Annotated in this window: 18 protein-coding genes, 2 tRNA genes and 1 pseudogene; 11 read left to right on the top strand and 10 right to left on the bottom strand. The window is 66.6% G+C overall.

The features are described from left to right. The first annotated feature begins 2 nt into the window (after positions 1 to 2). The 6 genes from F3087_RS45790 (at position 3) to F3087_RS00290 (ending at position 3,256) form a co-directional block, all read left to right on the top strand. The gene (locus F3087_RS45790) at positions 3 to 146 is read left to right on the top strand and encodes a hypothetical protein (RefSeq protein WP_191093716.1); all 144 of its coding nucleotides are present in this window, start codon (positions 3 to 5) and stop codon (positions 144 to 146) included. A gap of 52 nt (positions 147 to 198) precedes the next feature. Then, on the top strand, positions 199 to 1,170 hold the full coding sequence (locus F3087_RS00310; protein WP_150399742.1) for a zinc-binding dehydrogenase: 972 nt from the start codon (positions 199 to 201) through the stop codon (positions 1,168 to 1,170). 52 nt (positions 1,171 to 1,222) lie between these two features. Then, entirely contained in the window at positions 1,223 to 2,287 is a 1,065-nt protein-coding gene (locus F3087_RS00305) for a glycerophosphodiester phosphodiesterase family protein (protein WP_150399741.1), read from the top strand. Between the two features lie 259 nt (positions 2,288 to 2,546). Next, positions 2,547 to 2,622 (top strand) — tRNA-Glu (locus F3087_RS00300). Between the two features lie 10 nt (positions 2,623 to 2,632). After that, positions 2,633 to 2,705: transfer RNA gene (locus F3087_RS00295), tRNA-Glu, on the top strand. Between the two features lie 83 nt (positions 2,706 to 2,788). Continuing rightward, on the top strand, positions 2,789 to 3,256 hold the full coding sequence (locus F3087_RS00290) for a PaaI family thioesterase (protein ID WP_150399740.1): 468 nt from the start codon (positions 2,789 to 2,791) through the stop codon (positions 3,254 to 3,256). Positions 3,257 to 3,291: 35 nt separating this feature from the next. Here the strand turns inward: F3087_RS00290 and F3087_RS00285 are convergent, their stop codons facing one another. Then, the gene (locus F3087_RS00285) at positions 3,292 to 4,302 is read right to left on the bottom strand and encodes an aldo/keto reductase (RefSeq protein WP_150399739.1); all 1,011 of its coding nucleotides are present in this window, start codon (positions 4,300 to 4,302) and stop codon (positions 3,292 to 3,294) included. Positions 4,303 to 4,402: 100 nt separating this feature from the next. Between F3087_RS00285 and F3087_RS00280 the strand changes: the two genes are divergently transcribed. Then, on the top strand, positions 4,403 to 5,275 hold the full coding sequence (locus F3087_RS00280; RefSeq protein ID WP_150399738.1) for a helix-turn-helix transcriptional regulator: 873 nt from the start codon (positions 4,403 to 4,405) through the stop codon (positions 5,273 to 5,275). 108 nt (positions 5,276 to 5,383) lie between these two features. Here F3087_RS00280 and F3087_RS00275 read toward each other — a convergent pair whose 3' ends face one another. Together F3087_RS00275 and F3087_RS00270 are read right to left on the bottom strand one after the other, a co-directional pair. Further along, positions 5,384 to 6,010: a hypothetical protein gene (locus F3087_RS00275; RefSeq protein WP_150399737.1), complete on the bottom strand. Its 627-nt coding sequence runs from the start codon at positions 6,008 to 6,010 to the stop codon at positions 5,384 to 5,386. A 102-nt stretch (positions 6,011 to 6,112) separates the two neighbouring features. Then, positions 6,113 to 6,583: a MarR family winged helix-turn-helix transcriptional regulator gene (locus F3087_RS00270; protein WP_150399736.1), complete on the bottom strand. Its 471-nt coding sequence runs from the start codon at positions 6,581 to 6,583 to the stop codon at positions 6,113 to 6,115. A gap of 84 nt (positions 6,584 to 6,667) precedes the next feature. On the opposite strand from F3087_RS00270, the gene F3087_RS00265 reads away from it, so the two are divergent. Next, positions 6,668 to 7,039: a VOC family protein gene (locus F3087_RS00265; RefSeq protein WP_150399735.1), complete on the top strand. Its 372-nt coding sequence runs from the start codon at positions 6,668 to 6,670 to the stop codon at positions 7,037 to 7,039. A gap of 13 nt (positions 7,040 to 7,052) precedes the next feature. On the opposite strand, the gene F3087_RS00260 is transcribed toward F3087_RS00265, so the two are convergent. The 3 genes and pseudogenes from F3087_RS00260 to F3087_RS47370 all read right to left on the bottom strand — a co-directional run. Continuing rightward, on the bottom strand, positions 7,053 to 8,039 hold the full coding sequence (locus F3087_RS00260; RefSeq protein WP_150399734.1) for a pirin family protein: 987 nt from the start codon (positions 8,037 to 8,039) through the stop codon (positions 7,053 to 7,055). Continuing rightward, positions 8,036 to 8,347: a GNAT family N-acetyltransferase gene (locus F3087_RS47375; RefSeq protein ID WP_375912508.1), complete on the bottom strand. Its 312-nt coding sequence runs from the start codon at positions 8,345 to 8,347 to the stop codon at positions 8,036 to 8,038. The genes F3087_RS00260 and F3087_RS47375 overlap by 4 nt, the downstream gene beginning before the upstream one ends. A gap of 21 nt (positions 8,348 to 8,368) precedes the next feature. Further along, positions 8,369 to 8,830: pseudogene (locus F3087_RS47370) on the bottom strand (carboxymuconolactone decarboxylase family protein); the annotation flags it as partial. 173 nt (positions 8,831 to 9,003) lie between these two features. Here F3087_RS47370 and F3087_RS45785 point away from each other — a divergent pair. After that, positions 9,004 to 9,174 (top strand): hypothetical protein, encoded by a 171-nt coding sequence (locus F3087_RS45785; RefSeq protein ID WP_191093715.1) that lies wholly within the window; start codon positions 9,004 to 9,006, stop codon positions 9,172 to 9,174. A 54-nt stretch (positions 9,175 to 9,228) separates the two neighbouring features. On the opposite strand, the gene F3087_RS00250 is transcribed toward F3087_RS45785, so the two are convergent. Both F3087_RS00250 and F3087_RS00245 read right to left on the bottom strand, forming a co-directional pair. Further along, the gene (locus tag F3087_RS00250; protein ID WP_223884750.1) at positions 9,229 to 9,519 is read right to left on the bottom strand and encodes a putative quinol monooxygenase; all 291 of its coding nucleotides are present in this window, start codon (positions 9,517 to 9,519) and stop codon (positions 9,229 to 9,231) included. A 95-nt stretch (positions 9,520 to 9,614) separates the two neighbouring features. After that, positions 9,615 to 10,070 carry a MerR family transcriptional regulator gene (locus F3087_RS00245; protein ID WP_150399732.1) on the bottom strand — a complete coding sequence of 152 codons (456 nt, stop codon included), beginning with the start codon at positions 10,068 to 10,070 and terminating at the stop codon, positions 9,615 to 9,617. A gap of 151 nt (positions 10,071 to 10,221) precedes the next feature. On the opposite strand from F3087_RS00245, the gene F3087_RS00240 reads away from it, so the two are divergent. Then, on the top strand, positions 10,222 to 10,800 hold the full coding sequence (locus tag F3087_RS00240; protein WP_150399731.1) for a Uma2 family endonuclease: 579 nt from the start codon (positions 10,222 to 10,224) through the stop codon (positions 10,798 to 10,800). Between the two features lie 60 nt (positions 10,801 to 10,860). On the opposite strand, the gene F3087_RS00235 is transcribed toward F3087_RS00240, so the two are convergent. Next, complete coding sequence (locus F3087_RS00235) at positions 10,861 to 11,229, bottom strand: glyoxalase superfamily protein (RefSeq protein WP_150399730.1); 369 nt, start codon at positions 11,227 to 11,229, stop codon at positions 10,861 to 10,863. Positions 11,230 to 11,287: 58 nt separating this feature from the next. Between F3087_RS00235 and F3087_RS00230 the strand changes: the two genes are divergently transcribed. Next, positions 11,288 to 11,491, top strand: coding sequence for a hypothetical protein (locus F3087_RS00230; protein WP_150399729.1), 204 nt, complete (start codon positions 11,288 to 11,290; stop codon positions 11,489 to 11,491). Between the two features lie 8 nt (positions 11,492 to 11,499). Here the strand turns inward: F3087_RS00230 and F3087_RS00225 are convergent, their stop codons facing one another. Beyond that, positions 11,500 to 11,991, bottom strand: coding sequence for a SixA phosphatase family protein (locus F3087_RS00225; RefSeq protein ID WP_150399728.1), 492 nt, complete (start codon positions 11,989 to 11,991; stop codon positions 11,500 to 11,502). Between the last annotated feature and the right edge of the window lie 152 nt (positions 11,992 to 12,143).

The raw sequence follows: 12,143 nt of genomic DNA, 5'->3' as shown, positions 1-12,143 counted from the left end.
CCGTGCATTACACACTCGCGGTCGCGCTCGGCGCACTGCTACTCATCGGCATCGTCGTGCTCGCGGCCTGGGACGACCTCCGCGACCGCGGCGACGAGCGCACCCGGCCACCCCTGGACGAGCACATTGACATCAAGCGTCATTGAGGTTGCAGGCTGATCCTCGAAGGTTGATCGAGCTCTGACCAGAGGAGACGCTGTGCGCGCCGTAGTCCTGCATACATTTGGCCCCGCGGAAAACCTGCGATACGAGACGGTTCCGGACCCGGCGCCGGGTCCGGGCCAGGTGCGCATCGCCGTCAAGGCGGCCGGCGTGCACCTGATCGAAACGGCGATGCGCGCGGGCCTGCCGATCGGCCCACCGCTGCCGGAGCTGCCGGCGATCTTCGGCGGTGAGGTCGCCGGGATCATCGATTCCGTTGGCCCGGAGGTCGATCCGTCGTGGATCGGCGTCGCCGTCGTGACGCCGCGCAGCATCTCCGGTGGATACGCGGAACTGGCCGTCGCCGAATTGCCTGTACTGCACCGGATTCCGGAAGGGCTGGACTACACGACGGCTGTCGCCATGATCGTCACCGGCACCACCACCGTCGAAGTGCTCGATATCGCGAATCCGACCGCCGACGACGTGATCCTGGTGAATTCGGCCGCGGGCGGCGTCGGCCGACTGATTGTCCAGCACGCTCGCACCATCGGTGCCCGGGTCATCGGCGCCGCCGGTGGACCGGCCAAAGTCGCCGCGGTCGACACCCTCGGCGCAGACCTGGCAGTCGACTACAACGAACCCGGCTGGACCGACCGGGTCCGGCAGGCGTTCGGCGACCGCCCGGTGACGGTCGTGCTCGACGGCGTCATGGGCGAAAAAGGCCGGGCAGCAATGAGTTTGCTCACCGAGAGCGGGCGGTACGTCACCTACGGGAACGCGTCGCGTGAAAGTTTTCGACCGGACGCGAAAAAGCTTCAGGAACAGGGCATTACGGTAATCGACGCGCTGTCCCTGATGTTGAGCAAGCCGCGCGAGGTGCGCAACGAGGAGTCCCGCGCCCTGGCCGCGGCCGCCGCGGGCACCATGGTGCCGACCGTCCAGACGTTCCCGCTCGACCAAGCTGCGCACGCGCACGCCGCACTCGAGCAACGTGCGACCACCGGCAAGGTAGTGCTGGTTCCGTAGGGGTTCACCCAAGCGTCATCACGACGTCGGCAGCACCCGTCACAATGGAGGCATGCGTCGAACGTATGCGGTGGGCGTCGCGACGATTCTGCTGACCGGTGCCCTGAACGTGGGTACGGCGTCGGCGGACGACCCGTCCGCGCCCTTCGATCTCCAGGCGCATCGCGGTGGGGCAGCGCTCGTGGTGGAGAACACGCTGCCCGCCTTCGCGAATGCCCTGGAGCTCGGCGTCAGCACGCTGGAACTGGACGTGCAGATCACCGAGGACGGGTACGCGGTGGTCACCCATGACCGCGATCCGAGTCCGGACAAGTGCGTCGACACGCTGCCCGCCTTCCTCGGCGATCCGAAATTCCCGTATGTGCCCGGTACCAGGTTCATTCGAGATCTGACGTTGGCGCAGGTGCGCACCATCGATTGCGGATCGAAGCGATTGGCCGCTTTTCCGGAGCAGCGGACGGTACCGGGTGCCCGAATGCCGTTGCTGTCCGAGGTTTTCGACCTCGTGCACGCCTACCGGGCCGATGAGATCAAGCTGAATGTCGAGTCCAAGGTCGAAGCCGGAGCGCCGGAACAAACCGCGCCGCGCGAACAATTCGTCCAAGTGATCGCCGCGGAAGTGCACCGCGCACACCTCGAAAACCAAGTCACCATCCAAAGTTTCGACTGGGGCTCGCTGATGCGCATGCGCGAGGTGGCGCCGGAATTGCCGCTCGTCGCATTGACCAACGGACAGCAATTCCTCCAGGAAGGCCAGCCCGGCGCTTCCCCATGGCTCGGCGGCATCGACATCGATGACTTCCCGGGCTCGCTGCAACAGAAATTCGTCAGCGCGGCAGCATCTTTCGGTGCCGACGCGGTGTCTCCGGTGCACGGCGACCCGCAAGCCGGCAGCATCGAAGACCCCGGCTACCAACCCTTCACGACCAGCGCCCTGGTCCAGGCCGCCCACCAGCACGGCATGCGCGTAGTGCCATGGACCGTCGACGACCGGCCGACCATGACGGCGCTGCTGGGCCTCGGCGTAGACGGCCTCATCACCAACCGCCCAGACCTGTTGCGCACCATCCTCGCCGAACGCGGCTACCAGCTGCCGAAGGCCTATCGCCGACCTTGATCATGGCCCGGAAATAATCGGTTTCCTCGATCGGAAGCCGGTGTTACCGTCGACTAATCGAGAACGACGAAAGGTAACGGGCATGCTCAGCCACCTCGAATCATCGCTGACACAGCGTGAATTCGCGATGGCCGAGGAATCCGGTTACCGGTCGACGGATGAACGTCCTGATCAATGAGTAAGGCGTAACGCCGAACCATACGGGCCGCATCCGGGAAAATTCCACGGAGCGGCCCTTTTTCGTTCCTCCCATAATCCAGGCGCAGTTGCTCTGTTGGCACGGGCACCCTGACTTTCACTCAGGAGCCACGTCGGTTCGATTCCGACCTGCGTCACGCACATCCAGGCCTCGTGCTCCGCTGGCAGGGCACCGTGACTCTCGATCACGGCTACGCGGGTTCGATTCCCGTCGAGGTCACCGAAGAAAGGCGGTCAGTGGACAACGCACCCTCTGCACGGTATGAAAATAGAACACGTTTCAGTTACCCGGTGGGAGATGCAGTGGACACAGCGGCCATGGGCGAGTTGGTGATGGCGGGGTTCCAGAAGCTGGGGTTCATCCAGTACACCGGGATCGAAGGCGTGGAGTTCGACGCCGGCCGGAACGTGGTGCGGATGGCGCCGCGGGCCGAGCACCTGAACCACAACGGTGACCTGCACGCGGCGGTGCTGTTCGGCCTGGCCGAAACCGCGGCGATGGGCGCGTCGGTCTCGGGCATCGTCGACCTGATGGGGGAGACCTTCATCGTGGCCAGGGACGGGCGAATCGAATACCGGGCGCGCGCCAAAGGCGATGCGGGACCGTATCTTGCGACATCCGAGCTATCCGGCGCGGTCCTTCAACAGGTACGGGCGGATATCGCGGCACAGACACCGATCGAACTGGAAGTCCCGGTGAACATCACCGACAACACCGGAAAGTCGGTCGCCGCAGCGACATTCACCGCGGTCATCCGCCCACGCCGGTAGCGGGGGTGCGCTCGACGACCGAGCGCACCCACCACTCAGCGCTCGCTGTCGAGCATCGCCATCTGCTCCGAGGCATACCGCTCACCTGCGATCTGATCGCTGGGCACCGCCGCCTCGATAGTGGCCAGCTCATCCGCGGTCAGCGAGATATCCAGCGCACCAGCGGCTTCGGCCCACCGCTCGCGCCGCCGCGCGCCGACGATCGGCACGATGTCCGCGCCGCGGGTCAGCACCCACGCGATGGCCAGCTGAGCGACCGAAACATCCTTGCCCGCAGCGATTTCGGCCAGCGCGTCGACCAGCTTCAGATTCTGGCTGAGGTTCTCCCCCTGGAAGCGCGGGCTGTGCGCACGGAAATCATTGGCGGCGAAGGTGGTTCCCGCCTGCACCGAGCTGCTGAGCAGTCCACGCGACAGCACGCCGTAGGCGGTGATGCCGATGCCGAGCTCCCGGCACAGCGGCAGGATCTCCGCCTCGATACCGCGCGAGATCAGCGAGTACTCGATCTGCAGATCGGCGATCGGATGCACCGCCGCGGCCCGCCGGATGGTGTCCGCGCCGACCTCGGACAGCCCGACGTGCCGGACATACCCCGCCTCGATCAGCTCGGCGATCGCGCCGACCGTGTCCTCGATCGGGACATTCGGATCGAGCCGGGCCGGCCGGTAGACATCGACATAGTCCACCCCGAGCCGCTGCATGCTGTAGACGAGGAAGTTGCGCAGGGCCTCGGGCCGGTTGTCCACGCCACCCCAGGCCCCGCCGGGTCCGCGCAGCGCGCCGAACTTCACGCTGAGCACCACATCCTCGCGCGCCCGCTCGGCGATCGCGTTGCCGATCAGTAGCTCGTTGTGCCCGGCGCCGTAGAAATCGCCGGTATCGATCAGGTTCGCCCCGGAATCGAGCGCGGCGTGGATGGTGGCGGTGGATTCGGCGTCGTCCGCGGCGCCGTACATGCCGGACATGCCCATCGCGCCGAGCCCGATCCGGCTCACCGTCGGCCCGGTCTTACCGAGCTGAACTGTGGAGATCTTCGATGTCGTCATAGGACCAGCCTGAACCTCCGGCGGCGGATCCGGCAGAGATCGCCGATCGGGGGATTGCCGATCCCTGGCTGAGCGGCCCGATCCGGGGGACAGTAGAGGCATGGACCGAACCGAGCTCGCCGACTTCCTCCGTCGCCGCCGGGAGCAGCTGACCCCGGCCGACGTGGGTTTGCCGCCCGGTGTCCGGCGACGCACTCCCGGCCTGCGCCGGGACGAGGTGGCGCTGCTTGCGGGCATGTCCACGGACTACTACACCCGCCTGGAGCAATCCCGCGGTCCGCGACCGTCCACCCAGGTGCTCGCGTCGCTGGCCCGCGCCCTGCGCTTCAGCAGCGACGAACGCGATCACCTCTATCACCTGTGCGACCACGCGGCGCCGGTCCGCGAGCTTTCCGACAAGCACGTCGGTCCCGGCCTGATGCACCTGCTGGCCAAACTGGACGACACCGCCGCCACCGTGATCACCGACCTCGGTGAGGTGCTGGTGCAGAACCGCATGCACACCCTGCTGCTCGGCGACCTCGCGAACCGGCGCGGCTGGGAACGCTTCTATGCTTACCGCTGGTTCACCGACGTCGAGTCGCGCGCGGTCTTCCCCGAGGAAGACTGGGATCGATTGGGCCGCAAGCACGTCGCTGATCTGCGGGCGACCGCCGCGCGCCGGGCGGGCGATGCGGACGTCACCGAATTCATCGCGAAATTGCGTTCGGTCAGTACGGAATTCGACGTGTTCTGGGACGAACACGAAGTGGCGGTACGCCTTTCGGACACCAAGCGAATCCAGCATCCCGAGGTCGGCCTGATCGACACGATCTGCGAAACGCTGCTCACCCCCAACGCCGCCCAGCGCCTGCTCGTCTACCTGCCGCAGCCCGGCACGGACGCCGCCGAAAAACTGGATCTGTTGCGCGTCATCGGAACTCAGACCCTGAGCACCGCCGACCATATCGAGACTCAGGCGCGCCGCCCCTGACCGGACACCGGCCTCGCGGTGCCCCTATCGAATCCGGCGCGTCAGGCTGTCTTGATCGCGCCTCGTCGATCGCGTAATCGGCTCAGTCGCCGGCGGGGCGCTTCCGGATCAGGGTGCGCCGGAGACGTAATCGAGCGCCGCGTCGATCGCCGGCTGGCCACCGGACATCGCGAGTCCGGCCGCAGCCCCGATCGCCGCGCCCAGCACTGTGGTGATCGGCACCGTGATGAAGTCGATGACGAACAGCCCGAGCGGGAACCCGACCACGAAGCCGATCGCGGCGCCGATTCCCGCGCCCGCCAACACGATCGGCATGGCCTTCTCGACCTCGGCGAAGAAGCGTTCCTGGCTGCTCACGTCGCGCAGCGGCGCCTGCGACATGTGGTCGGGCACGAGGGTGAGCCGATGACCGGCCTCCTCGATGACCGGATTCAGCGCCACCCGCTTGTCGCCGACCCGCAATGCCATCGGTAAGGCGGCGACGACGCTGCCGTCGCGATCGGTCAGCGTGACCACCCGGCCGTCGTGGATCAGGTCGAAGCGGCCGTCCTGGATCGTCGTCACCGCGGCGCGCCGATCCTCGGATGCGGCCACCTGGTAGGCGATTTCGGCGAAGGACCCGTGCACGTCGAGTGCGGTGTCGGGTGTGGTGGGATCCGCGTGCGTGGCGCTCGTGCTGATGACGGTGGCCGCCAAGGCCAGCAGTGCGGTCGCGGTGATTCTGGAGAAGCTCATCGTGCTCTTTCGGTAGCGCTGCCCCCTGCGCAGTGTGTTCGTCGGCGACAGTATCAGGCGCAGGCGAGTACGGCTCGTCGTTCGGGCGCAAGAGAACTCGGCTCAGAGCTCGAGTTCGTTACTCAATCGACGCAGATATCCGGCGAATCGCTGCCGATCGGCGTCGTCCCAGTCGGCGGTGAGCTCGGTGAAGACCTGGCGTTGCCAGTCGCGGGCCTCGGCGAGCAGCCGCTCGCCGCTGGCGGTCAGCGCCAATGCCGTTCGGCGCCGGTCGTGTTCGGATTCCGCGCGGGACAGAAACCCCGCTGCCGTGGCATCGCGCACCATCCGGCTCGCCCCCGAATGGTCCAGTCCCAGTTGATGTGACACCGAGGTGATGGTGGCCTCGGCGTCCTGCTCGACGGTGGCCGCCACCGCCTCGACCACCTGGACGTGCTGGGCGTGCCGTAGCTCGTCGGGCAGGTCCGCCGAGGTCCGGTTGATCCAGCGCCGTGACCAGAACCGAACCAGCCGAAACAGCGCCGGTCCGCCGTCGGCGGCGGTTCCAGGCCTGGCGGCCGCCCGTCTGCTCATGGTGTCAGCCTAACCCGCCACTGGCAATCGCATGCGATACGCATGTATATTTATATGTGAACCGCACGCATCTAGGAGGTAAGCGTGACCATCGTCTTGAATCACACGATCGTGCCCGCGACGGACCGGCACGCCGCCGCAACGTTTTTCGCCGAATTGCTGGGCCTCACCGTGGGTGCGCCCAGCGACCCGTTCGCGCCGGTGCAGGTCAATGCCGACCTCACCCTCGACTTCGACGACCGCGGCCGGGTGGAACCGGGCCACTACGGATTTCTCGTCGACGACGAGACCTTCGACGCGGTGCTCGAGCGGCTGACCCGGTGGCCCGCGGTCGACTACGGGTCCGGTCCGCAACATGGGTGGGACCGGGCGATCAACCGTCTAGGTGGCGGCCGCGGCGTCTACGTCCACGCACCCGACGGCCACAGCTACGAGCTGTTCACCGCGGTCGCCTGACGCCACGTCCGAATCAGGTTCTGGCCGGGCCGATCCGGCGTTTGCGCGGCTTGAGATGCAGGCCGGGCAGCGGCGGGGCTGGGATGCGCTGCTCGGGCGGGTGTCCCGCGATGTCCGCGAAGCGGCCGAGATCGTGGTTCTCCCAATCGTTTCGGGCCGCCACGATCTCTTCGTGGCTGCGGCCGACGAAGTTCCACCACATCACCAGTTCCTCGCCGAACGGCTCGCCGCCGATCAGCGCGAAATGCGCTCCGGCAGCGCTGCTCAGCGAGATCTCGTCGCGATCGGTGCCGAGGTAGAGCAGCGGGCCCGCGGTCAGCGGCGTGCCGTCGACCGTCACCTCGCCCTCGATCACCATCAGCGCGTGCTCGAATCCACGCTCCAGCGGCAGGGTGGCCGCGCCCGGCTCCAGCCGCACGTCCGCGCCGACGATCGGCGTGTATGCGGTTGCGGGCGAGGCGATCCCGGCCAGCGTGCCGATCAGCACGATGGCGCGCAGGCCCGGCGCCTGATAGACCGGCAGCTCACGATGCTGCTCGAAGTGCGGATCGATCCCGGTCCGGTTGCCGGGCAAGGCGATCCACAACTGCAAGCCGTGTCCCGCGTGCGCGCCCGCCACGCCGTACTCGGAATGCGCGATGCCGCGCCCCGAGGTCATCAGATTCAGCTGCCCCGGCTCGATCTCCACATCGGAGCCGACCGAGTCGCGATGCCGGATCCGCCCGTCGAACGGCCAGGTCACCGTTTGCAGGCCGATGTGCGGGTGCGGATCGATATCCGGGGACGCCCCGGTATCAGTGACCGTCGGCGACCCGAAGTGATCGAGGAAGCACCACGCCCCGACGGTCGGCAGATCCCGTTGCGGCAGAACCCGTTCCACGAAGACGCCGCGCACACCGCCGAGCGGCACCTCCCGTGACGGGTACAGCTCCGCCACCGGACCCGGACCGGGCGCCGGCTCGCACAACGCCTCCGCCGGATGCGAATCCAGGTCGCTCACCGAGTGATGCCCTTACCGATCACATGCGCGTCGTACTGCGGGTGCTTGTCCAGGTAAGCCCGGATGAACGGGCACAGCGGCCGGATCGCCCGGTTCCGCTCGACCGCGTCCTCGACGGCGTGCTTGGCCAGCGTGCTGCCGAGTCCCTTGCCGGAGAACGCGCCGTCGATCTCGGTGTGGGTGAACACCGTCTCGTCGTCGCGCTCCTCGTACTCGGCGAACCCGGCCAGGTCGCCGCCGTAGAACACCTCGTACCGGTGCTTCTCGTCGTTGCGGACAACCTTGGATTCCGAGGCGGGTGTAGTCATGGTCGACTTCTCCTTCGATGCGCGTACCGGATGTCTGCTGAGGATCGACACGCGATTGAACGCGCCGATCGTGGTGGCGGCCCAGACGACGACCGAGAGCTGATCGTCGGTCAGAACTTTGCGCGCGAGCGCGTACTCACGCTCCAGCGTGTGCTCGTCCGGCAGCGTCGCGGTGGCCTCGGCCAGCCCGAGCGCGGCCTGCTCCAGCGGTGAATACAGCTCGGTGCGCCGCCACGCGGGCAGCACGGCGATTTCCTGCTCGGTGTTCCCCGCGGCGAGCGCGGCGCGCTGGTGCGTGTCCAGGCAGAAGGCGCAGCCGCTGATCTGCGAGACCCGCAGGTTGACCAGCTCGATGAGCTTGCGGTCCAGGCCGGCCTCGGCCGCTGCGGCATGTACTTCGTTCGCGACCCGGATGAGGGCGCGGAACGCGGCGGGCGTCTGTTTGTCGATCCAGACGCGATCGTGCGGGACATCGGGCTTCACTCCATTGGATGGTAGTAGCCCGCGCGGCCGGGCATCCGGTGGGGTCCGGTTCAAACGGACCGGGGTCCGAGTTCATTTACACCGGCGTACAGAACTCGTAGAGATCGTCCGCGACCACTGTCCCGGCCCCGCTCACGGGACAAATATGGAGGTCCATCGAAGGAGAAAACGTCATGAGGTTCCGCAACCGCACCGCCCCCACCTTGGTCGCCGCCTGCCGCCGCAGCGCGCACCGCATCTGGGCCAGGCAGGATCTCACCCCGCAGGAGCGCGCGAATTTCATGGTCGGCTGGACGCCGCCGGCCATCATCAGCGCCTCGCTGGGTGGGCGCACGTTCCACTGAAACGCCGCGGCCCCGGCGATCCGAACTCGGGTCGCCGGAGCCGCGTGCTCGTCCCTAGATCTCGGCGAATCGCCGGAGATTGAACGGCTCGACCAGGATCTGGTCCAGGGCCGCCGCGCACCGCTTCAGATGCGGGGTCTCGAAGTGCGCCGCCAACGCCTCGGCGTCCACCCATTCCTCGAGCAGCACCACCCGGCTCGGATCGGTCGGGTGCAGATACAGCTCGTAGGCGAGGCAGCCGCTCTCGGCGAGGGTCGGCTCGATCATGTCCTGCAACACCTCGCGCAGCTCGGCCTCGTGGCCTTGCTTGGCGGTGAAGCGGACATTGAGCGTCAGCGTGGACACGGTGGAACTCCTGATCTGTTGTGGTGCTTGCTATTCCCGGCCGGCGGTCGGTTCGATGCCACTGCCACCCAGTGTGGTGGCCGGCAATGTTCCGGTCACGCGTTGATCCCTTCGCTGTCCCGCACGGTGATCGTGGCCGGCCGGGCCAGTTGGGCTTTGCCCTCGTAGATATCGATCTTGTAGTCCAATACGGCCACGGTCTGTTGCAGTTCATCGATCTTGGCGAGCACCTCGGCGCGGGTTTTGCGGAACATCGCCAGCCGCTCGGGGAATGTGGATTCCCCTTCGCGCACCAGCTCGGCATAGCGGACCATGTCCGCCACCGACATCCCCGTGGTTCGCAATCGTCCGATCAGCGCGAGCCATTCCAGGTCTCGATTGCTGAACCGCCGCTTCCCCGCGTGATCGCGCCCGATGTAGTCCATCAGCCCGATCCGCTCATACCAGCGCAGCGTGTCCCGGCTCAGCCCCGACCGCTCGGCCACCTCGCCGATCGAATACCGAGGCTGCTCCCACTCCCCACCCCGCTCGTTCAATGCGGCTTCACCCACGACACTCGCCCTTCCCGTAGAACCCTGACGACGCTACCCACCTGGAGTGCACTCCAAGCAACTCCAATGTACGCAAACGCCGGATTGCCGCACCTCGGCGCGTATATGTTGCGTGCCGGAACCGAGTCGGATTCGTGGGGAGGTAAGGAACGTGGCAGGACTTCCAGCGCCAGGGCGGCCCTTGACGGTCGACGGATACATCGCGCTCGGCGAGGACGACGAGTATCGCTGGGAGTTGCAGGAGGGATTGCTCGCCATGATGCCGTCGCCGACACCGGATCACATGGTCGCCGTCATGCAGCTCTATGCCCGTCTGAAGGAGGATCTGCCGCCAGATCTCGTCGTCGTGCCCAGCGTGGATGTAGATCTTCAGCTTGCTGCTTCCGATGAGCCCGCAACAGTCCGCAGGCCGGATCTTGTTGTCGTCGATCGAACCGAGTACGACCGATGCAAGGGCGGCGACGCGATCCTGCGTGCATGCGGCGCTCGCCTAGTTGTCGAAATCGTCTCGACGGGCTCCCGGCGGATGGACTATCTGACGAAGCGTGCGGAGTACGCCGAGGCCGGGATTCCGCACTATTGGATTTTCGACCTGGAGCCGACAGTGCAGCTGCTTGCTTTGCGGCGTGCGAAGGAACGCACCTATGACGGTGACGAGGTGACCGGTACCTTCAAGGCCACCTCGCCGTGCTCGGTGACTATCCAGCTGGATCAGCTGGGCCGGTCCTGACCGGCTCTTCGGTCGATAGGTAACAACGATCGTCTCGATGATGGGAGCGAATGTCCGCGCTCAGTCCTTCTTCGGCAATTCCTGCACGGCCCACTGATTCCCATCGGGGTCGGCGAAGTAGGTGAAGCTGCCCCAGCTCAAGGTTTCCACCGGCTTCGCGTCCACCCCGGCGGCGACCAACTGCTGGTACGCCTCTTCCGCGTTGGAGACCACGATCTGCATGCCCCGCACGCTGCCGGGCGCGGCTTCGGTGATCCCTTCGCCGATGCAGATCGAGCACCCCGATCCGGGCGGCGTGAGCTGGACGAAACGCAGGTTCTCGTTCACCCGGTGATCGTGGTCGGCGTTGAATCCGATCTTGGTGTAGAAGTCCTTCGCGCGGTCCACGTCGGTGACGGGGATCGCGATGAGCTCGATTTTCCAATCCATCGCCCGAGCATCTCACCGGTCGCCGACAAAGTCCCGAGTTCCGGCTTACCCTGGGGACATGCCTGGTAAGGACGTCAACCGGATCAGGGCCCGCTCGGCCCTGGCAACGGTCAAGGAAAGCCCGGTGATCACCGCCATCGCGGTGGCGCCGGTGGTACTCGCACTCGCCGTCGTGTGGTGGCTGCTCGGCGGTTTCGCCGCGTTCGTGCTGCTGGTCGTGCTCGGCGCGGTCGTGGTGGTCGGCGGCAAGCTGCTGCGCTGACCGCGCATTCAGCGGGGGATGTGGAAACGCACCAGCTCACCGGTTCCCGGATCGACCTGTGCCCACGGCCGGTCGAATTCGAGCACGGCCAGCGCCGAGGTCGGGAACTTGCGACTGAGCTCGATCGCGGGCGTCGAACTTCGATTGCTCGCCAATTCCCATGCCGTCCATGGCATTCCGGGCGCGTGCCCGATCACCAGCAGCGTCGCCACGTCGTCGTCGCTGAGCTGGACCAGCTCGATGAGGCTCTGCGGGGAGGCCTCGTAGATGCCCGCCTCGTAGACCACCGGGGCGTCGATCCCGGTGGCCGCCAGGGTTTCTCTCGTGCGCGTCGCGGTGGAGCACCGCACCGCGTCGATCGTCGGTTGCGTCGTTCGCAACCACTCGCCCGCCAGCCCGGCTTCGCGTTGCCCGCGCGGCGCGAGCGGGCGTTCGTGGTCGCCGACACCGTCGGGATAGGCCGACTTGCCGTGCCGCATGAGGATCAGAGTCCGCACCATGGAGATACCGTAAGGCCTCCGGTCGCATGGCCTCGAACACACTCGAGGCAAACTGAAAGCGGCGTCACATCGCGGTGGTTCCGCGTCGTGCCGTTTTTGTCCACCTCTGCCCACCGGGTGGCCTACAGCCCACGTACATCTTCGAGGATCTG

The organism is Nocardia colli, from assembly GCF_008704205.1.
GTDB lineage: Bacteria > Actinomycetota > Actinomycetes > Mycobacteriales > Mycobacteriaceae > Nocardia > Nocardia colli.
Note: the sequence above shows the minus strand (reverse complement) of the source record. Positions and strands in the feature narration are given on the sequence as shown.

Bases quoted from the DNA above. Each gene is read 5' to 3' on its own strand.
- F3087_RS00305 (WP_150399741.1), top strand. From the start codon at position 1,223: ATGCGTCGAACGTATGCGGTGGGCGTCGCGACGATTCTGCTGACCGGT.
- F3087_RS00285 (WP_150399739.1), bottom strand. From the start codon at position 4,302: ATGACGACATCGAAGATCTCCACAGTTCAGCTCGGTAAGACCGGGCCG.
- F3087_RS00280 (WP_150399738.1), top strand. From the start codon at position 4,403: ATGGACCGAACCGAGCTCGCCGACTTCCTCCGTCGCCGCCGGGAGCAG.
- F3087_RS00275 (WP_150399737.1), bottom strand. From the start codon at position 6,010: ATGAGCTTCTCCAGAATCACCGCGACCGCACTGCTGGCCTTGGCGGCC.
- F3087_RS00270 (WP_150399736.1), bottom strand. From the start codon at position 6,583: ATGAGCAGACGGGCGGCCGCCAGGCCTGGAACCGCCGCCGACGGCGGA.
- F3087_RS47375 (WP_375912508.1), bottom strand. From the start codon at position 8,347: ATGACTACACCCGCCTCGGAATCCAAGGTTGTCCGCAACGACGAGAAG.
- F3087_RS45785 (WP_191093715.1), top strand. From the start codon at position 9,004: ATGAGGTTCCGCAACCGCACCGCCCCCACCTTGGTCGCCGCCTGCCGC.
- F3087_RS00235 (WP_150399730.1), bottom strand. From the start codon at position 11,229: ATGGATTGGAAAATCGAGCTCATCGCGATCCCCGTCACCGACGTGGAC.
- F3087_RS00230 (WP_150399729.1), top strand. From the start codon at position 11,288: ATGCCTGGTAAGGACGTCAACCGGATCAGGGCCCGCTCGGCCCTGGCA.
- F3087_RS00225 (WP_150399728.1), bottom strand. From the start codon at position 11,991: ATGGTGCGGACTCTGATCCTCATGCGGCACGGCAAGTCGGCCTATCCC.